The sequence below is a fragment of the Nocardioides sp. genome (assembly GCF_047602075.1).
Taxonomy (GTDB): Bacteria; Actinomycetota; Actinomycetes; order Propionibacteriales; family Nocardioidaceae; genus Nocardioides.
The window spans coordinates 498,602-516,793 of the sequence record NZ_JASGIF010000001.1 but is presented as its reverse complement, the minus strand read 5'-3'; the positions used below and the strand labels follow the sequence as shown (position 1 = coordinate 516,793).

Below are 18,192 nucleotides of genomic sequence, written 5' to 3'. Positions count from 1 at the left end.
CCACCATGAAGAAGTACCTGCTCGCCATCGCGGAACGCGCCACCAAGACGGCAGCGCAGGCCGCGCTCGGCCTGATCGGCACCAATGCCGTCGGCCTCACCGACGTCGACTGGCAGCAGGCAGGCTCCGCGGCCGCGCTGGCAGCGATCTCGTCGGTGCTCATGTCGGTGGCCGCGATCAAGTTCACCAAGAGCGACGGCCCGGCCGCGTTCGGCCCGGAGAGCGTGGACTGACCCTCGTGGCCTACGTCGACTACACCGGCTGCACGGTCCGCTGCCAGGTCCGCCCCTACGCCTCGTCGGAGACGGTGCTCGACACCATTCCGGCGTCGGTGGACGGCGACGGCCACATCGTGTTGTCGGCGTCTGCTGAGCAGGCGCAGGACTGGGCGGGGTATGCGGCCTCGACGGTGTACGACGTGGAGGTCACCTGGCCGTCCGGCCGCGTGGAGACCATCCTGGCTGGCCGGTTCGCGCCGAAGACCGATGTGAGCAGGAGCGCGTGATGGGGCTGCCCGGCAAGTACGACTTCGCGCCCTACGTGGGCGACACCTTCGACCGCCTCATCCGCGTCATCGAGGGCGGCGGCGTGGAGGTCGTCGGGGACGGGCAGGTCACCACGGTCGAGGTCGGCGTCGTCGGGCCACAGGGACCTCAGGGACCCGCAGGCGCGGGCGAGGCCACGGCATCGGACATCACCTACGACGCCACTGCGTCGGGGCTCGCGGCCGAGGATGTGCAGGCGGCGATCGACGAGGTGGCAGCGGGTGGCGGCGCAGGTGGCGGCGGCGAGACCCCGCTGACCGGCTTCGCGCTCACCTCGACCAGTGAGACCACGCTCGACAGCAGCGACATCTACCCGATCGGCTCCATCGACGGCACCGTCTACGGCCGCCACCCCTCCGCCGGCCGCATCTACACCACAGCCGACGACGGCGGCACGTGGACCCTGCTCACCACGGCCGCGTCCCCGTACGCCCTGCTGCCCACCGGCGGCGGCGAGGTCCTCTCCGTCGAGGGCTCCATCATCAAGCGGTCAACCGGCTGGGCCGACGACCCGGCCACCGCGACCTTCGCGACCGTCGCGACCGCCAACGGCTCGTCCGCGTTCATCGCCTCCACCGTCGCCACCTGGGGCGACTTCGCGATCGCCGCGGAGTACGCCGTCCCCCGCACCGACGCCCGCTACGTCAAGGTCTCCACCGACAACGGGCAGACGTGGACCAACGTCCGCGACCTCAACACCATGCACCCCGGCCAGGAGACCGAGACCCACTGGCACGCCGTCGCCATCGACGGCTTCCACGACGAGGACACCCCTCGGCTGTGGGCCTCCCACGGCGACGGACCCCGCGGCGTCTACTACTCCGACGACCTCGGCTCCACCTGGACCCAGTACGCCGACGACTGGCAGCCCATGCCGCTGGCCGCCACCGCCAACGGCATCGTCACCAGCACCGACGCCAACGACCCAGACGGGATCTGGCTCATCGGCCGCGACCTCGGCGACCGGCAGCTCATCGCACGCATCCCCGCCCCGTTCTGGGCCGGCGCCCTCCTCGGCTTCGGCACCGCCGCCTACACCGACCCGGCGACCGGCATCGTCTACATCGCCCACCGCGCAGACCAGCAGACCTACTTCACCGCGGGTCGCCCGGCACTCCTGCTCGCCACAGACGGCTACAAGGCCGACATCATCTACGCCACCGAGGGCACTGGCACTGTCGGCATCGCGGAGTCCGTGACCTTCGACTCGCTGCCCGCGATCAGCGCCACCGGCAGGCTGGTCGTCTCCTACACCGACGCGACCGCGCGGCACCTGGTGGTCGGCACGCCCCGCCGCGCCGCCCGCACAGTCACCGAGATCGACCCGGGCAACGCGCTCACCGGTCAGTCCGAGGACCGCTACAGCATCGGTATCGGCCCCGGCGTCGTCGCGCGGCTCGGCAACGTCCTGATCGGCCCTCTGGCCGGCGCGGAGCTCGACGACACCGACGCCGAGACCGTCCTGATCGGCGGCGAGACCCTCGGCGGGAACCGGTCCACCGGCATCGGGCACCAGGCGTCAGCCACCGACCACTGCGTCGCCATCGGCTACACCGCCGCCTCCGATACCGAGTCGGTCGCCATCGGCTCCCAGGCCGACGCCACCGGAACCACCTCAGTCGCCATCGGACGCTCGGTCACCGCATCCGGGTCCAACGCCGTGGTCGTCGGCAAGGGCGCCACCGGCACCGCGCAGGGAGCGACCTCGGTCGGCAACAACGCCCACGCCACCGGCCAGGACTCCACCGCCCTCGGCTCCAACCCGACCGCGAGCAACTACGCCACCGTGGCGATCGGCGACTGGGGCACCCTCGCCGACGGCAACTCGGCCGTTGCCATCGGCGAGTCCGCCACGTCGTCCGGGCTCCGGTCGGTCGCACTCGGGGCACTCGCAGACGCCGACCACACCGACTCCGTGGTGCTCGGCAAGGGCGCCAGCAGCGCCGCCAACCAGGTGACCGTCGGCGCCAAGCACATCGAGCTGACCGAGACCTCCGACCCCGACGCGCCCGCAGCCGACAACGGCCGCCTATACCTCAAGGACGACGGCGCCGGGAACACCGTCCTGTGCCTGCGCACATCGGCAGGCGTGAGGGCCGTGGGTATCCCCGCCACCGCGAGCCTCGACGCCGACACCGACCAGATCACATCCCTGACCATCGTCGACGACGGCACCGCCACCAGCGGCTGGCCCAACCGGTGGGAGTGGCTGTACAAGCCCCTCGCCGGGGTCGCCAAGCTCGTGCAGTGGGTCAACGAGTACGGCGAGCTGCGCCTCATCCCCGCCAAGTCCAACACCGTCGCGCTCCGCATCTTCGGCCGCACCGCCCCCGCCGACACCGCGCACACCGGCCCCGTCTTCGAGATCCAGGACAACCGCACCGACCGCAACACCGTGTTCGCCGTGGACGAGACCGGCACCGTCACCGCCGCCAACATCGGCGCGATGGTGCTCGTCCTCGGGGCAGGCGACACCGTGCCCGCCGACACCCCGGCCGGGACCGTGATCTTGAGGACGTCGTGACCCTCAGCACCCCCGCACTGCTGATCGAGGGCAGCTCCAACACGGCCGCAGCCGCCTACACCACGGCCTCCGTCACCCCCGCCGCCGACGAGCGCGTCGTACTGTTCGTCGCGTCCTCCAAGTCCTCGGCGGGCGCCCTCTGCCCGACCGGAGTCACCCACGGCGCAATGGGCGCACTGACCAAGATCTGCGACCAGGCGATCGGCAACACCAACGTATGGCTCTCCGCATGGACCGGCGTCGGGACCGGCACCGCGGGAACCTTCGTCGTCACCCACGCCTCCGCGATGGGCAACTGCCTGTGGCAGGGCGTCACCGTCGCCTCCGACCTGGGCACCGCGATCATCTGGCAGTCCGCCGTCGCCGCAGCCGTCACTGCGGGCACCCAGGGCGCCACTCTCGCCACCACTCCGGACGCCGCCGCCTGCGTCCTCGCCGCCTACGGGTACAACAACATCGCCACCGGGCAGACCGCTGGCAGTGGATACACCCTCATCGGCAGCAGGCTGACCGGCTCGTCCCCGGCCGTGTCGATGCAGAGCGAGTACGACGCGACGACCCCGCCGGCCTACGCCTCGTTCGGCTTCTCCAACTCCTCCGGCAAGACCATCGCCGCCATCGAGGTCCGCGACCCCGCCGCCGCCGCTGCCGCCTGGTCGCTGTGGGACGGCACCACCGAGGAGCCGCTCACCCTCGACGGCACCTGGGACGGCACCACCATCCAGACGCTCGACTACGACACCGTCACCACCTAGGAGCACCCCATGACCGCACCCGCCGACAACTCCGCCCTCCTCCAAGCCGCCGACGACATCCGCGCCTACGAGTACGCCCGCGGCCAGGACTCGCGCCAGGCAGACCTCGACGCCGCGCAAGCGACCATCGCCGACCTGCGCGCCCAACTCGCCGCGCTCACCAAGCCCGCCACCCTGTTCGGCGTCAACCTCGCCAACGCCACCCCCGGGCTGGTGCCAGCCGTCGCGCGCATCTACTTCGCCGGCGGCGACTTCGACGAGACCCAGACCTGGGCGGGCAGCAAGGCCGCCGCAGCCTACGACGCCGGGACCCGCACCTTCGTCATCTCCGTCAAGGACTACACCGACGCGCAAATGGTCCGCCTCGGCGCGTATCTTGATACGGTCCCCGACGACGCCGTCATCCTCGGCTGCCACTGGCACGAGATGGAGGACGACATCCTCCGCAAGCAGACCCTGACCGCCGAGGCCTACCGGACCCGGTTCGAGGTCGTCAAGCCCGTCTTCCGCTCCCGCGGCCACGGCTTCGGCCCCATCCACAACGGCATGACGTGGACCGGCAGCAAGTGGGTCTGGGGCAGCGGATACGTCGAGCCCGACCTGACCGACTGCACCTTCTGGGGCTTCGACTGCTACGACCCCAATAGCAAGGGCCCCACGCTGTTCCAGCCCGTCGTCGACTACGCGAGCCAACACGGCCTCCCCCTCGTCGTCGGAGAGACCGCCACCCCCGCAGGCACCGGGCAGGCCGCCTGGGCGACTGAGGCGCGCGCATGGTTCGCCGAGCGCGTCGCTGTGGCCTGCTGGTGGCATCAGCAGTTCGCCGGGAAGCCCGACTACGTCATGTCCGCCGAGACGCAGGCAGCCTGGCTGGGCTGAGCCCTCCTACTTGCGACAGCGGTGCTCCCAGCCGCACCACCCCCCGCCCTGAGCCATCCCCACGGCTCGGGGCGGGGGGCTACTGCTATTTCAGAAGCTTGATGCGGAAGCCCTTGCCCAGCCGGACGGACGCGCGGCCGCGCAGCGGGACCTCGGAGCGTGCGCTCCCAGCGCTCGACGCGAGTCGACGCCGCGGGGGCTGGGTCGTGATGCATGGCGGGATGGTGGCACACAGCATCGCAACGTCGTCAGTGGGATCGGGTAACGGTTGGGCCACGGTGCGGATGCGGCGATGAGAAATGGCTGACAGAATGGCTGACATATGGCCGTCGTGGCCGCCTGGCACGCGTGAGGAGCGCTTCCTTGACACGGAAGAGGTCACTGGTTCAAACCCAGTATCGCCCACAGCGAGAAAATGCCCTCTGACCAGCGGAAACCTGGTTGGAGGGCATTTTCATTCTGGTCGTCGTGTCGGATACGTGTCGGATCGGCCGAACTCGGGGACGCTCGGAGACCTAGCGGGCGCAGTCAGGCGCCTCAGCGGTCCTTGGCCCAGGTGCCGACGGTGGGGATGGCTCGGGCTGTGGCTTCGAGGTCGTCGAGTTTGATGCGGATGTTGCGTCCGCCGAATCGGTAGGCGGGCAGAGTGCCGTCGGCGATCCGGCGCCGGATGGTCTTGACCGACTGCTCGGTGATCTGGGCGGCCTGCTCCAAGCTGAGGTAGGTCGGTAGCGTCTTGTCGATGGGCCGGCTCATGACCGTCGTCCTTCCTGGTGGTCCTTGTCTCGGTGCTCCTGATGGGGCTGGTCGTCGTGGCGGTGAGCGGATGGGTGTCCGTGCGGCCGGCGGGACTGTTTCTCGATCCAGGCGTTGACGTCGGAGCGCCAGTAGCGCACGAAGCGGCCGATGCGGAAGCTGTGTGGCCCTGCTCCGAGGTGGCGCCAGTAGCGCAGAGTGGCGACTGGGACACGCAGCAGCTCGGCCAGCGTCAACATCTCGTCTCCTGGATGCGCGCCGCACGAGCACCTGGCAACAGTCGCGGGCACCGCCGTGTGGTTGGTGTCGTCGTGGTTGCGGTTGTTCATCGTGTTCTCCTCGATCCGCCTGCTGTGCTCTCCGTGCTGCTCGTGTTGTTGTGGGACATCCTGGAGAGGTGACGTCCCCCGATCCGTCCCCCCGAGCGGCGTCGCCCTGCTCGTGAGACGTCGGGCACGCGGTCTCCTCGGGCGTGTTTGTACTGGTCAGGTGGCGTCCCCCGAAAACTCGCGTCCTTCGTGGGATCAGCGATGTCCCACCATGCAGAGGGGGCGTTACCGGATGGGTTCCCCTCGGTGCGATCGCGTGGGGGGACGCATACGGACGCCGCAGGGGGAACGCCCCGAGAGCCGTCGGAATCCGTTGCCCCGGGGCGGGGGAACCCCCTGCTTTCCGTCGTCCCAGAGGGTTCCCCCGAAAGTTCTTGACGTGCCCGCCCAAGAGTCTGGGGAGGCGCCTGGCTGAGGATTTACTGCGAGTGTTCGTTGTGGCCATGGCGGCACCGTGCAACGCACCTCTCACCACTTCGCTCACCATGACCTCGGCCTGTTTGGTCGGCCCGGCTTCAGCACTCACCAGTTGACTCACCATGTCGCTCACCACGCCTTCTGATCTGTCAGTGAAGGAACTTCCTGACAGGTAGGTGCGCAGCACTTCCCATCGCCGAGACCGTGGGTACGACAGGGACGCTCAGGCGCCGTCGAGAGCAGTCAGCGACCGACGGCTGGGGCCGCGCCCGGCCGTGAAGGGCGTCAGAAGCCGATGCTGGGCGGCTCGGGTGGCTGTGAGGATGACGACGGGGAGATCGGCTCAGCCGGTCGCAGGTCGGGCGGCCGCAACCCCGGGCGCTGGCGTCGCATGGAGCGTCGTAGCCGGTCGGCTGCCGCGTCCGGCTGGCTCTCAGGCACAGGGTCGAGATCCGTATCGACGCCGGCCTTCGGACTGGCCCCAGGGCCGATGATGGACCTGTGGCGTCGCTCGATCGCCTGACGCAGCTGCTGGTCGAGCTCGGCGAAGGTACGCCGGGCGCCGGGGGTGAAGAAGTCCCGTGCAGCCTCGTGGACGCGGCCCGCCAGTGCGGGGTCGGTCTCGACTTCGCTCAGGGCGCGCAGTGCCGGGCGGAGTAGGGCGTCGATGCCGCGTTCGTCGCGGACCATCGAGACGGTGCGGGCGTAGCCGAACAGGTAGGGGTCGATCAGGCTCCAGTCGATCACCCAACCGGCGTCGTGGGCGAGTTGGTTGAAGAACACGTACTGGCTGCGGGTGTTGACGTCACGAAATGGGTGCAGGACCGTGGTCTCGCCCCACGCCCAGGCGAGCCCCGCGGAGAAGGCGTCGGCGTCAAGGCCGCGCAGATGGTCCCGCTCGGCCAGGGCGGTGAAGATGCGCTCGGCCTCGGCACCGATGAACTGCGGGCGGCAGTGGGCGATCCCGGTGCCGCCGGGCTTGGTGTCGGTATCGCGGAGCTGGCCTCCCCAGGCGTAGAAGCCGTCGACGAGATAGGCGTGGATCGCGCGCAGGTGGTCGAGGTCGTAGCGGCCCTGGATCGGCGAGAGCAGTAGCTCTGAGAGCCGCGACACGACGAGGAGGGTCTCGGCGTCTTTCCAGGCCGCTGGGTCGGTGATGCCGGAGAGGTTAACCAGCACCTCGGTGGCTCGGCCAGCTCGCCGAACCGGGCGTACGACGTCGCCAGGAACCGCATCGCTTCCATCATCGAAGTGGGCCGTCGACAGCCCTGCTTCGTCCGCGCCCTCCTCGGGCGCCAGACGATCCTCCCCACCGCACGCCGAGATCTGCTCGTGGCGACACATCGAGCACCGGACTAGACGTGCCACAGCCGCCTGCCCAGATGGCGTCAGAGCAGCCGCGATGGAGCGTTTCACCCATGTCGGCAGTCCGGGCTGCCCGCGCACGAGTTGAACAGGGTTGGGGGACCTGGATGCACCGACACGACGTCGCCGCGCTGGCGGCGGCAATCTTTGCTGCGCTGCTCACCGCCGCCCTGCTCTCCGCCCGCGCAGCGGGGCTCTGGGTGACGAGATGATGCCCGGGCACGCGGCTGCCGGCTGCCGGGTGCCGTCAGACGCTGATCGGCGCCGACCAGGACAGCACCTTCCCCGGCCCATCCTGCGGGTCGGCAAGCCTCATCTGCCGACCGCGGGCCCGGCCCTGCTGGCAAGGTTTGCCAGCCCGCTGCGGCGACCGTCTCCGCTCCCATATCCGTTGTCGCTGGCCGAGACCTAGACAGTATGAAGTGACCCCTTCGTGGTGATGTGGGGTTGCGGGCCGGGGCCTCGCTCACCTCGCTTGGGGCGATCATCTCCCCGAACGACTCTCCGGAGGTGTCGGCCGTCCGATCACGATAGTCCGGGAGCCGGCCGACGCGACTGACGAGGACGACCTTCCCCGGTCTACTCGCTGGCAGCCAAGGTGATGCCGAGCGCGACCATCATGCCTCCGCCGACGGCGCCTAGCTTGTCGAGCCGCTGGGGCTTGCGGGCGAACCAGTCGCGGGCCTTCCCGGCACCCAGTGCCCACAGGCTGTCCGAGCACACCGCCAAGACACCGAACACCGCTCCGAGTGCGGCGACCTGCAGCGCCTCGGGTCCGGATCGCTTGGTGAACTGCGGCAGGAACGCCGCGAAGAACACCACCGTCTTGGGGTTGGTGGCACCGACAATCAGGCCGGTGCGCACGGCATCGCCGCTCGTCCTCGGCACCCGCTCGGCGTCGGTCAGCGCTGCTCGAGCATCCGCCCGGTGTCTGATCGCCGCGATGCCCAGCCAGACGACGTACGCCGCGCCGACCAGCTTGAGCACCGTGTAGGCCTCGGCGCTGGCGGCCACGATCGCCCCCAGACCGAGCGCCACGAAGACGACCTGAACCACCAGCCCGAGCGCGTTGCCCACCACCGACAGCAACGCCTCACGCCGGCCGACGGTCAACGCCCGGCCGATGGTGAACAGCAGACTCGGCCCCGGCACCTGGATGAAGAGGATCGAGGCGACCACGAACGCAAGCCACTGACTGGAGGACGGCACGTCGATCATTGTTGCCGATCACTGCGGGTGCTGTCGCCCGCCACCACCATCCAGCGCTCCCGCGAGCCCGGCGTGCCGCTACAGCTCTGACAACAGTTGGCCGAGACGCTGCTGCACCTGCTCGCCGGTCAACGCGCGATAGGACCGGCCTCCGGTGGCGTCGGCGATCTTCCGCAGCGTCTGCACGTCGGCGTCCTCGCCGTAGGCGACCGTGATGATGCGGACCGGGCGGGCACCGTCGAACTCGCGCCTGACCTGGTCGAGCAGCGCAGGCAGCTCAATGCTGCCCGGGTCTTCGTTGCGACCGTCGGTGACCACGACCACGGCGTTGAAGCGACCGTCGACGTAGAGGTCCGAGGCAGCGGAGTACGCCGCCGCGATCGTGTCGTAGAGAGACGTCGAGCCACCCGGGACCGGTCTCAGCGCGTCCACCTGGTCGAGGAACTCCGATCGGACGGTCACCCCGTCGACCACCCGATCGAGTGGCTGAGCGGGCAGCAGCACCTCGAAGTCGCCGTTGCCGACCTCCGTGGTGAAGCCCCACAGCCCCAGAGCGTCGTCGGGCGAAGCGCCCGCGACGAGGCCGCGAAGGGCGTCCTGAGCTGCCTCGGCGCGGGTCTGCCCATCGGGGAGACGCTCCCCCATCGAGCCGGAGAGGTCCATCAGCAACAGCAGCCGAGCCCGACGGCCCTGGGTGGCCCAGTCCGTGCGGGCCTGGTCGATCCCCTCGGTGTCTGTCACGGGCTCACCCACCGCAGCCGCGTAGTCGACTGCATCGCTTTGCGGGACGACATCGGAGACGGTGCCGTCGGGGCCACGGAACCCGGCCCGCCCGAAGATCTTCTGGCCGGCCCCTCCGGTGAGGGCCTGGTGGATCTTGTCGAACAGCGCGTCGGCGTCCTTGTCCTCCTTGGCGTCCAGAGGACGGACCCGGACCAGCGGGTAGTCCAGTGCGTCGAAGCTGTCGTCGTACACCGCCGCCAGGTCGGTGCCCTTCGTCTTCGCGGTCGCGACTTCTTGCTCGGTGCTCGGGACCATCTGGGCCCGCTCCGAGATGACCAGGCTCAGCGGCTCTCCCTCGGGCAGCGGGGGTGCCGCCACCAGCCTGGCGAACTCCGAGAGCGGCCGGGTGTCCTCGAGTGCACCCAGAGCGGCCAGACCCGCCGAATCGGTGTCCAATCGCGGCATGGCGAGCGTGACCGGCGGGTCGGGCTCGAGGACGGCCGACCAGTCGGGTGCGTCCGGCCAGCCGATCGCAGCGGCGCGCTCGCTGGTGGTGGCCAGCACGACGGGCGAGGTCGCCAGACTGGTCCCGTCCCCGTCGAGGCGCTCTTGGCCCTCGTCGCTCTCTCCGGCGATGCCGATCCACAAGGAAGAGTCGGGGATCCAGGCGTCCGGCAGCGCACCCCCGAGGCCCTTGCCCTCGGCACGGGCCACGTCCGCGGCGGTGCTCGCCGAGGACACCGAGCGCACGCCCACGCTGATGCACGGGTCCTCGGGCAGCTCAGCGACGATCTCGCGAACAGTTGCGGCGATCCGCGGGTCGGCCGCGATCGAGAAGCGCTGCTCACCGCAGGCGGCGTTCTGGTCGCCGGCTTGCACGTCGGTACCGCTGCCATTGCTCCCGTCGCCGCGCAGGGCCCTCACCGCGACCGCTGCCGCCCCGGCTGTGAGCCCGATGACGAGCACCATCGCGAGCAGCCCGCCCCACCGGGATCGCTTCTTGGCTGCCCGATGGCCGCCCACGCGTGGTTGTGTCACGGTCGTCCACGATGCTGGGCCAGCCGAACCGGTGTCAACACGCGCCACACACGTCTCGGTGTCCGATCCGCGCGTCGGCATTGGTGCTGAGCGACTTTGGACAGCAGAATCCTTGGCGTGGAGCACCTCCGACCCGCGTCCGGCACCGCCATTCGACGGTTGAGCCGCCGCCAGCTGTTGGCGGGGCTCGGGGCGACCGGCGTCGGCGCCATCGGTCTCGCCGCATGCACCGGGGACGGTGGCGGGTCGGGCGGGGCCTCGACCGAGCCCGCCTCGCGCTCCTCCTCCAGCGGCACGTCCGAGGAGGCAACGGGGCCAATCGTGTGGGCCAACTGGCCGGCGTACATCGCCAAGGGCACCCTCCAGGGCTTCGAGCGCAGCTCGGGGATCCACGTCGACTACAAGACACCGATCAACGACAACGACGAGTTCCTCGCCGTCATCGGCGACGATCTCGACGCGGGGCACCCGATCGGCTACGACATCATCACGATGACGTCCTGGGTGACCGCTCAGCTCCTGGACAAGGGCGTGTTGCAGCCCTTCGGCCCGGTCGAAGGCGCCGATCGGGTCATCTCCTCGCTCGCCACGCCCAACTGGGACCCCGAGCAGCGCTATTCGATGCCCTGGCAGGCGGGGCTCACCGGGATCGCGTACGACGCCCGCCGCGTCGACCGCGCCATCGGCTCGATTGCCGAACTCTTCGAGCGCAAGGACCTCGCCGGCGGCGTCGGCATGCTGACCGAGCTGTCCGACACCCTCGGCATGGTGCTGCTCGGACGGGGCCACTCGCTGAGTGATCTGTCCGAGGACGACCTGGACGCCTCGATCGACTACCTGCGCAGCCGCTCCGACGCTGGCCAGTTCGCCGGCTTCTACGGCAACAACTTCATGAAGGGTCTGCGCAACGGAACCCTCACGGCCTCGCTCGCCTGGTCCGGCGATGTGCTGCAGGAGCAGCTGAAGAACCCCTACCTGAAGTTCGTGGTGCCCGAGGAGGGGCTGCTGATCTGGTCCGACGACCTCCTGGTCCCCCGTGGCTCGACCCAGGCTGCTGCCGTGGCCGAGCTTGCGGCGTACTACTACCAACCCGAGGTGGCCGCCCGAGTGGCCGCCTGGGTCAACTACATCTGCCCCGTCGAGGGAGCGCGCGAGGCGATGACCAAGGTGGCGCCCGACCTGGTGGACAACCCGCTGATCTTCCCCGACGGCTCGATCAACGAGGTGAGCTACCTCTTCCCGAACCTGCCCATCGAGATGTTCGACCGGGTCTCGCAGAGCTTCTCCGAGATCGCCGGGACATAGCCAGCAGAGCCACGCCGTGCGAGTCCCCTCGCGGAGAGGGCCCGCCGACCACTACGTTGTCCACATCTCGTTTCTCGACCACAGGAGCCAGCGATGTCGATGGACCCGCCTCCCCCGCCGCCTCCCCCGCCGCCGGCTGGCGCTAGCCCGACCGGTTACAGCGCGGGTCAGGCTTGGAGCTACGGCTGGAACAAGTTCACCAAGCACTTCGGCCAGATCATGCTGGCCGTGCTCGTGCTGGTGGTCGTGATGTTCGTCTTGGAGGGGATCGGCTTCTTCGTCACGCGAGCGGTGTCTTGCGACCCGACCGCGACGTTGACGGACAACGGCATCAAGGTCGACACCTGCAACCGGGGCTTCTTCAGCGCCGGCAACATCGTGTCGTGGCTGTTCGGCCTGCTCGCCTGGATCGTCTCCTTCGTCATCAGCGCCGGTCTGGTCCGTGGTGCGCTCACCATCGTGGACGGCCGTGACCTCGACCCGAAGACACTGCTGACCCCACACCGACTGCCCGAGGTGATCGTCGCCTCGATCCTGACCAGCATCGCCACCTTCATCGGGCTGGTGCTGTGCATCATCCCGGGTCTGATCATCTCGTTCTTGTTGTCCTACACGCTCTACTTCTTGATGGACCGTGACGATATGAGTGTCGGCGACGCGATCAGGGCGAGCTTCGAGTTCACCACGAAGAACCTCGGCAGCGTGGTGCTCTGGTTCCTGCTCAGCCTGGTGACCGCTTTTGTGGGCGCACTGCTGTGCGGCATCGGCCTACTTGTCGCCATCCCGGTCGTCCTGATCGGCACGGCCTACACCTACCGCACCCTCAGCGGGCGGCCTGTCGCTCCCTGACCTGCTAGTCGGAGGATCCCCCCGGACTGGTGGCTACCCCTCGACCTTAGGGTTGGGGGGGTGGCCACCAGTCCGACCCTGCGACCCGCCCGACCCGCGGATGTCGATGCGGTCGCGGGGGTGTTTCACCGCGGCTGGCACGATGCGCACCCGGGCCTGGTCCCCGACGGCCTCACCGAGCGGCGTACTCCTGAGTCGTTCCTCGAGCGGGTCACGCGCCGCGTTGCCGAGACCGAGGAGACGACGGTCGCCGAGGTCGACGGCCGGATCGCCGGGTTCATCATGGTGCACGACGACGAGGCCGAGCAGGTCTACGTCGACCGGGACTTCCGGGGCACCGGGGTCGCCGCGCTCCTCCTCACCGAGGCCGAGCGGCAGATAGCCGCGGCCGGACACGAGGTTGCCTGGCTCGCGGTCGTGCGCGGCAACGAACGCGCGCAGGCGTTCTACGCCAAGCAGGGCTGGGTGGACGACGGCGATGTGGACTATCACGTCACGGCGCTCGGCGAGCAGTTCGTCTCCCCGTGCCGGCGCCTCGTCAAACCGGTCCTGTAACGCGTGCGGGTCATCGTCGCAGGCGCGGGCGCCTGGGGACTGTCCCCTGCGGCCGTTTGCCGAACAGGTCGTCCACTCGGCGACGGGGGCGCCTCAAAACGTGTTGGGGAAGTCTCGGCCGTCACGAGCGGCGCATCCGCGGGATGACTCGGCAAGGCGCGGAATCGAAGCCATACCGGGTCCTCTCGCGAGATTCCGCAGCGCAGCGCCCTCGGGGCGTCGCGCAGCAGGCCACGGCATCCCAAACACGTTCTCAGATCAGGACGACAACCTGCCCTGCCTGATCGACGGCCCGACCGAGACGGACCCGGCGGTGTATGCCATGCCGCCGCCGGGTGTCGGCTACAAGATCGGTCTGGACGATCCGCTCCGTGCGTTCACCGCCGCTGGCGAGGTCAGCCTGGATCGACCCGGTGCTGGTCGATCAGCTCGTCGGCACGCGCTCGCGTCGCCAGGTCTGACCGGGCCTCCTGCTCGAGCCCGCGGAACAGGCTCCTGAGCGTGTCGGCAACGGTGCCCACACCCAGGCGGGGGACCTCGCTGGCGAGCCCTCCGACAGAGGACTCCTCGAAGGGCACCTCCAAGGCTCGGTAGACCTCACCGAGCACCGGTCGAAGCACCTCCTCACCGTCGACGACGACCAGCGAGCTGAACAGCCACGACGCGCGCAGCACCCGCTGAGCGGTGCCGACCAGCTTCGTCTCGCCGCCGGCATTCACGCTGTAGGCGCCGGGACAGTACTCGCCGGGCACCGGCCCCAGCCGGGCGTCGGCGCCGAGCGCCCGCAGCGCGTCGACGAACATCCGCCCAAAGGTCACGAACCGGTGCTCCTGACCGAGCACCGCCTGCGTCTCGGCCGCCACGTGGTCCACCACCACGGTGTCAACGGTGTAGGCGACCGCGCGGCCACCCACTGCTCGTACGGCGGTCTGGAAGCCGGCCTCCCGCGCTGCCCGCACCGCTCGGGCGAAGCCGGGCGACCGGGTGTCGCGGCGGCTGAACACGACGGCGTTGCGCGTGGGCCGATAGATCCGGACCGTCTCCTGCGCCAGCCCCGCATCGGTGCGCCGCAACATCGCCTGGGCGAAGGCGAGCTCGGTGGCCTGGTCGTCGGCGACCGAACCGGTCAGCACCCGCTCGACCGGCCACGGAGTCGCCGGGCCGACGGGATCGGACACAGGCTCAACCCTCGTCGACCGAGGAGTCCTCGTCGTGGGTGCCCGGGCGAGGCGCCCACGGCAGCTCCCGGGCGGGTCGGACCACAATCAGTCGATCACCCCGGGCGAGCTGGGAGACGACGGGGTCGAAGTAGCGGTAGACGGTCTCGTCGCGGATCACGGCGATCACCTGGTCCGGGAGTGACTGTGGCTGCTTGCCGACCTCGGTCAGGAGCAGATCCCGCTCGGCGACCTCCAGGCCTTCGCCATAGGTCAGCAGATCCTCCATCACCGAGCCGAGCATCGGCGAGAGCGTCGAGAGCCCCAGCAGGCGGCCGACGGCGTCGGAGGAGGTGATCACCGAGTCTGCCCCGGACTGCCGCATCAGCGGGACGTTCTCGTGTTCGGCGACAGCGACCACGATCCGCACCTCCGGGTTGAGCTGGCGCACGGTGAGGGTGGCCAGCACACTCGAGTCGTCTCGCCCGGTGCAGATGATCACCTGACTGGAGCGGGTCACGCCGGCGCGCATGAGCACCTCGCGCCGAGTCGCATCGCCGGTGACCACCGCGACGCCGTCCGAGCGCGCGTCCGCCAACGCGACGGCGCTCGGGTCGACCACCACGATGTCCTCGCGGGTGTAGCCGTTGTTGAGCAGCGTGTCGACCGCGCTGCGCCCCCGAGTGCCGTAGCCGATGATCACCACGTGATCGGACATCTTGTTCCTCCAGCGCGCTATTCGGAACTGATCTCGGCCCTGGGAGGCGAGCACCTCCAAGCTGGTGCCGATCAGCAGCACCAGGAAGCCGATACGTGCCGGGGTGATGATGAACGCGTTGACCAGTCGCGCCCGCTCGGAGACCGGCGCGATGTCGCCGTACCCAGTCGTGCTCAGCGTCACGGTCGTGTAGTACAGCGCGTCGACCAGGTCGACCTGATAGTTGTGCTCGGGGTCGTTGCCGTCTCGGTAGCCTGCGCGTTCGACATAGACAAGCAGCAGAGTACCCAAGAGGATCGCCAGCGCCGCCATCAGCCGCATCCCGAGCTGCCACCACGGCGAGTGCTCCCGCTCGGGCAGGGTGACCTTGCCAAGCGCCGGACCGATCTGGTCGCGCGGGTCGTCGGGCACGGACCGAATCTAGTCGAACCCGATCATGCTCCGGGTGGCACCACGCTGCTGTCTCGCTCGGGATCCGGGGGCCTCCGCCTGGCCCGCTCGGTGTCGACCTGGGGGAACACGGTGTCGAAGGCGGCGTTGACAGCGGCCCCGATCAGCACGGCGATCGCGACGAGATAGAGCCAGAGCAGGACGGCGATGGGCGCGGCCAGCGGACCGTAGATCGACTTGGAGTCCGCCGCGGTCCCGGTCAGCACCAAGCGGAGCAGATAGGAGCCGAGGATCCACGCCACCAGCGAGAACGTCGCGCCCGGGAGGTTGAAGCGCCACTTGGTCCGCACCGGCACGGAGACGTGGTAGAGCATGGCCAGGAAGCAGATGCAGGCGACCACGATCGTCGGCCAATAGAAGTCCATCACGAACTGCAACCGATCCGGGAGCCACGCGCTCACCAGCCGTGGCCCGGCCAGCACCAGCGGGATCGCCACCGCGCCAGTGATCATGGCCAGCACGTAGAGCCCGAAGGAGAGCAGTCTGGTCCGCACGATGCCGCGGCGCCCGCCGAGCCCGTGCATGATCGTGATGGTGTCCACGAAGACGTTGAGTGCCCGTGATCCGGACCAGAGGGCAAGCAGGAAGCCGAGCGAGATGACGTCGTACCGCGGCTGACCCAGCACGTCGTTCAGGGTCGGCTCGATGATCCGGTCGACCGCCTGGTCGGTCAGCGCACGATTGGCCAGGTCGATGACCGCGTTGCGGAAGTCTGAGATCTGCGCCTCGCTGAAGCGCTCGGAGACGAAACCGACCGCTCCGGCGAGCGCGAACAGCAACGGAGGAATGGACAGGATCGCGAAGAAGGCGGCCTCCGCCGCCAGGCCGGTGACCCGATTCCGCATGCAGGAGCCGACGGTGCTGACCAGCAGACGCCAGCAGACGTCCCCGGCCCTGCGCAGCCAGCCGACGGCCGCGGCCAGCTGCTTGTCACCACCGGGCATGGGCCTACCGTAGCGGCATGGATCAGGTCATCCGCGAAGCCACCAACCAGGCTCCCCCGCTGGTCGGTCACCACGTCGTCAACAGCGACGCGGCGCTCTCCGAGGCCGTGCTGCGCCATGGCTCGCCGGAGGTGTTGAAGTCCCTAGACGAGCTCGGGACCCTCGCGGGCACCGAGAAGGCCCGCAACCACGGGATGCTGGCCAACCGGTTCGAGCCGGAGCTCCACTCCTACGACCGCTACGGCAACCGGGTCGACGAGGTCGCCTTCCACCCGTCGTGGCACTGGCTGATGGAGCACGCCGTCGGCTTCGGCCTCCAGGCAGCGCCGTGGGTGTCGGATGAGTCACACCCGCACGTACGGCGGGCTGCCGGGTTCCTGGCCTGGTCCCAGGTCGAGTCCGGTCATGGCTGCCCGATCTCGATGACCTATGCCGCCATCCCCGCGCTGCAGGCCGACGAGGTGCTGGCAGCACGCTGGACGCCTCCACTCGCCGCGACCCACTACGACCCCGGCACTCGGCCGCTGGCAGCCAAACGCGCCGCCCTGGCGGGGATGGGGATGACCGAGAAGCAGGGCGGCTCCGACGTGCGCGCCAACCGGACCGAGGCACGACCCACCGGGGTCGAGGGCGACTACACCCTGCACGGGCACAAGTGGTTCACCTCCGCGCCGATGAACGACGTGTTCTTGGTGCTGGCCCAGGCACCCGGCGGATTGACCTGCTTCCTGGTCCCCCGCTGCTTGCCGAGCGGCGAGCGCAACGTCTTCGACATCGCCCGCCTGAAGGACAAGCTCGGCAACCGCTCCAACGCCTCCTCGGAGCTGGAGTTCGACGGCACCCTCGCCCAGCGCCTCGGAGACGAGGGCCGCGGAGTGCGCACCATCATCGAGATGGTCGCTGCCACTCGACTGGACTGCGTGATCGGCTCGGCGGCGCTGATGCGGCGAGCCGTCGCCGAGGCGTCCTGGCACGTCGCCCACCGCTCGGCGTTCGGCCGGGTGCTGGCCGACCAGCCCCTGATGGCCAACGTGATCGCGGACCTCGCGGTCGAGTCGGAGGCCGCCACCGCACTGGCGATGCGACTAGCGGCCGCCGTCGACGACCGAGACGACGCCCACGAGGCGGCCCTACGCCGGATCGCGCTGCCGCTGGCGAAGTTCTGGGTCTGCAAGCGCACCCCCGCCCAGGTGGCGGAGGCGCTGGAGTGCCTCGGCGGCAACGGCTACACCGAGGAGTCCGGGATGCCGCTGCTCTTCCGCGAGTCTCCGCTGAACTCGATCTGGGAGGGCTCGGGCAACGTCAACGCCCTCGACGTGCTGCGCGCCCTGTCCCGTGAGCCGGAGGTGCTGGAGGCCTGGATTACCGAGGTCGGCGCGGCGCACGGCGCCGATCCACGCCTGGATCGGGCGGTCGAGCAGACCCTGACGCTGCTCGGCGACTCCGGAGCGCTCGAGGTCTCCGCTCGCCAGCTCGCCGGCAGCATGGCCGCCTGCTTGCAGGGCTCCCTGCTGGTCCGCTTCGCCCCGCCCGAGGTGGCCGACGCCTTCTGCGCCACCCGGCTGGACAGCCGCTACCACGGCACCTTCGGCACCCTGCCCGCCTCGCTCGGCGAGTCCGCGATGCGCACGATCATCGAGCGCACCACACCCACCGTCGACTGAGCACAGCCCG

General features: G+C 69.6%; 18 protein-coding genes. 10 read left to right on the top strand and 8 right to left on the bottom strand.

All coding sequences use genetic code 11. The features are described 5' to 3' along the window. Positions 1–5 precede the first annotated feature (5 nt). Genes QM714_RS02670 through QM714_RS02650 form a run of 5 tightly spaced genes read left to right on the top strand, consistent with a single transcriptional unit; the run spans position 6 to position 4,703 of the window. On the top strand, positions 6–233 hold the full coding sequence (locus QM714_RS02670; RefSeq protein WP_415096430.1) for a holin: 228 nt from the start codon (positions 6–8) through the stop codon (positions 231–233). A gap of 5 nt (positions 234–238) precedes the next feature. Continuing rightward, positions 239–505, top strand: a complete 267-nt coding sequence (locus QM714_RS02665) for a hypothetical protein (protein WP_415096428.1) — start codon at positions 239–241, stop codon at positions 503–505. After that, positions 505–3,069, top strand: coding sequence for a hypothetical protein (locus QM714_RS02660; RefSeq protein ID WP_415096426.1), 2,565 nt, complete (start codon positions 505–507; stop codon positions 3,067–3,069). The genes QM714_RS02665 and QM714_RS02660 overlap by 1 nt, the downstream gene beginning before the upstream one ends. Further along, positions 3,066–3,824 (top strand): hypothetical protein, encoded by a 759-nt coding sequence (locus QM714_RS02655; protein WP_415097346.1) that lies wholly within the window; start codon positions 3,066–3,068, stop codon positions 3,822–3,824. Before QM714_RS02660 ends, QM714_RS02655 begins: the two co-directional genes overlap by 4 nt. 9 nt (positions 3,825–3,833) lie before the next feature. Further along, complete coding sequence (locus QM714_RS02650; protein ID WP_415097344.1) at positions 3,834–4,703, top strand: hypothetical protein; 870 nt, start codon at positions 3,834–3,836, stop codon at positions 4,701–4,703. Between the two features lie 537 nt (positions 4,704–5,240). On the opposite strand, the gene QM714_RS02645 is transcribed toward QM714_RS02650, so the two are convergent. The 3 genes from QM714_RS02645 to QM714_RS02635 form a co-directional block, all read right to left on the bottom strand. After that, entirely contained in the window at positions 5,241–5,459 is a 219-nt protein-coding gene (locus tag QM714_RS02645) for a helix-turn-helix domain-containing protein (RefSeq protein WP_415097342.1), read from the bottom strand. Then, entirely contained in the window at positions 5,456–5,788 is a 333-nt protein-coding gene (locus tag QM714_RS02640; protein ID WP_415097340.1) for a helix-turn-helix transcriptional regulator, read from the bottom strand. Before QM714_RS02640 ends, QM714_RS02645 begins: the two co-directional genes overlap by 4 nt. 702 nt (positions 5,789–6,490) lie before the next feature. Continuing rightward, the gene (locus QM714_RS02635) at positions 6,491–7,549 is read right to left on the bottom strand and encodes a Fic/DOC family protein (RefSeq protein ID WP_415097338.1); all 1,059 of its coding nucleotides are present in this window, start codon (positions 7,547–7,549) and stop codon (positions 6,491–6,493) included. Positions 7,550–7,623: 74 nt separating this feature from the next. Between QM714_RS02635 and QM714_RS02630 the strand changes: the two genes are divergently transcribed. Next, on the top strand, positions 7,624–7,782 hold the full coding sequence (locus QM714_RS02630) for a hypothetical protein (protein ID WP_415097336.1): 159 nt from the start codon (positions 7,624–7,626) through the stop codon (positions 7,780–7,782). A 367-nt stretch (positions 7,783–8,149) separates the two neighbouring features. Here QM714_RS02630 and QM714_RS02625 read toward each other — a convergent pair whose 3' ends face one another. Then, on the bottom strand, positions 8,150–8,788 hold the full coding sequence (locus QM714_RS02625; RefSeq protein WP_415097334.1) for a LysE family translocator: 639 nt from the start codon (positions 8,786–8,788) through the stop codon (positions 8,150–8,152). A gap of 69 nt (positions 8,789–8,857) precedes the next feature. Beyond that, the gene (locus QM714_RS02620; RefSeq protein WP_415097332.1) at positions 8,858–10,540 is read right to left on the bottom strand and encodes a substrate-binding and VWA domain-containing protein; all 1,683 of its coding nucleotides are present in this window, start codon (positions 10,538–10,540) and stop codon (positions 8,858–8,860) included. A 117-nt stretch (positions 10,541–10,657) separates the two neighbouring features. Between QM714_RS02620 and QM714_RS02615 the strand changes: the two genes are divergently transcribed. The 3 genes from QM714_RS02615 (at position 10,658) to QM714_RS02605 (ending at position 13,249) form a co-directional block, all read left to right on the top strand. Next, positions 10,658–11,845: a spermidine/putrescine ABC transporter substrate-binding protein gene (locus QM714_RS02615; RefSeq protein WP_415097330.1), complete on the top strand. Its 1,188-nt coding sequence runs from the start codon at positions 10,658–10,660 to the stop codon at positions 11,843–11,845. 93 nt (positions 11,846–11,938) lie between these two features. Beyond that, complete coding sequence (locus QM714_RS02610; protein WP_415097328.1) at positions 11,939–12,694, top strand: hypothetical protein; 756 nt, start codon at positions 11,939–11,941, stop codon at positions 12,692–12,694. A 60-nt stretch (positions 12,695–12,754) separates the two neighbouring features. Next, the gene (locus QM714_RS02605) at positions 12,755–13,249 is read left to right on the top strand and encodes a GNAT family N-acetyltransferase (RefSeq protein WP_415097326.1); all 495 of its coding nucleotides are present in this window, start codon (positions 12,755–12,757) and stop codon (positions 13,247–13,249) included. A gap of 395 nt (positions 13,250–13,644) precedes the next feature. Here the strand turns inward: QM714_RS02605 and QM714_RS02600 are convergent, their stop codons facing one another. The 3 genes from QM714_RS02600 to QM714_RS02590 are packed head-to-tail and all read right to left on the bottom strand — an operon-like array spanning position 13,645 to position 16,518. Then, positions 13,645–14,427 carry a lipoyl protein ligase domain-containing protein gene (locus QM714_RS02600; RefSeq protein WP_415097324.1) on the bottom strand — a complete coding sequence of 261 codons (783 nt, stop codon included), beginning with the start codon at positions 14,425–14,427 and terminating at the stop codon, positions 13,645–13,647. 4 nt (positions 14,428–14,431) lie between these two features. Beyond that, positions 14,432–15,535, bottom strand: coding sequence for a potassium channel family protein (locus tag QM714_RS02595; protein WP_415097322.1), 1,104 nt, complete (start codon positions 15,533–15,535; stop codon positions 14,432–14,434). 23 nt (positions 15,536–15,558) lie between these two features. After that, entirely contained in the window at positions 15,559–16,518 is a 960-nt protein-coding gene (locus QM714_RS02590) for a YihY/virulence factor BrkB family protein (RefSeq protein ID WP_415097320.1), read from the bottom strand. 17 nt (positions 16,519–16,535) lie between these two features. Between QM714_RS02590 and QM714_RS02585 the strand changes: the two genes are divergently transcribed. After that, the gene (locus tag QM714_RS02585; RefSeq protein ID WP_415097318.1) at positions 16,536–18,182 is read left to right on the top strand and encodes an acyl-CoA dehydrogenase family protein; all 1,647 of its coding nucleotides are present in this window, start codon (positions 16,536–16,538) and stop codon (positions 18,180–18,182) included. The last annotated feature ends 10 nt before the right edge of the window (positions 18,183–18,192 follow it).

Coding starts and splice junctions, on each gene's coding strand:
- QM714_RS02635 (WP_415097338.1), bottom strand. CDS start 7,549: ATGTGTCGCCACGAGCAGATCTCGGCGTGCGGTGGGGAGGATCGTCTG.
- QM714_RS02645 (WP_415097342.1), bottom strand. CDS start 5,459: ATGAGCCGGCCCATCGACAAGACGCTACCGACCTACCTCAGCTTGGAG.
- QM714_RS02625 (WP_415097334.1), bottom strand. CDS start 8,788: ATGATCGACGTGCCGTCCTCCAGTCAGTGGCTTGCGTTCGTGGTCGCC.
- QM714_RS02670 (WP_415096430.1), top strand. CDS start 6: ATGAAGAAGTACCTGCTCGCCATCGCGGAACGCGCCACCAAGACGGCA.
- QM714_RS02650 (WP_415097344.1), top strand. CDS start 3,834: ATGACCGCACCCGCCGACAACTCCGCCCTCCTCCAAGCCGCCGACGAC.
- QM714_RS02585 (WP_415097318.1), top strand. CDS start 16,536: ATGGATCAGGTCATCCGCGAAGCCACCAACCAGGCTCCCCCGCTGGTC.
- QM714_RS02640 (WP_415097340.1), bottom strand. CDS start 5,788: ATGAACAACCGCAACCACGACGACACCAACCACACGGCGGTGCCCGCG.
- QM714_RS02630 (WP_415097336.1), top strand. CDS start 7,624: ATGTCGGCAGTCCGGGCTGCCCGCGCACGAGTTGAACAGGGTTGGGGG.
- QM714_RS02590 (WP_415097320.1), bottom strand. CDS start 16,518: ATGCCCGGTGGTGACAAGCAGCTGGCCGCGGCCGTCGGCTGGCTGCGC.
- QM714_RS02660 (WP_415096426.1), top strand. CDS start 505: ATGGGGCTGCCCGGCAAGTACGACTTCGCGCCCTACGTGGGCGACACC.
- QM714_RS02610 (WP_415097328.1), top strand. CDS start 11,939: ATGTCGATGGACCCGCCTCCCCCGCCGCCTCCCCCGCCGCCGGCTGGC.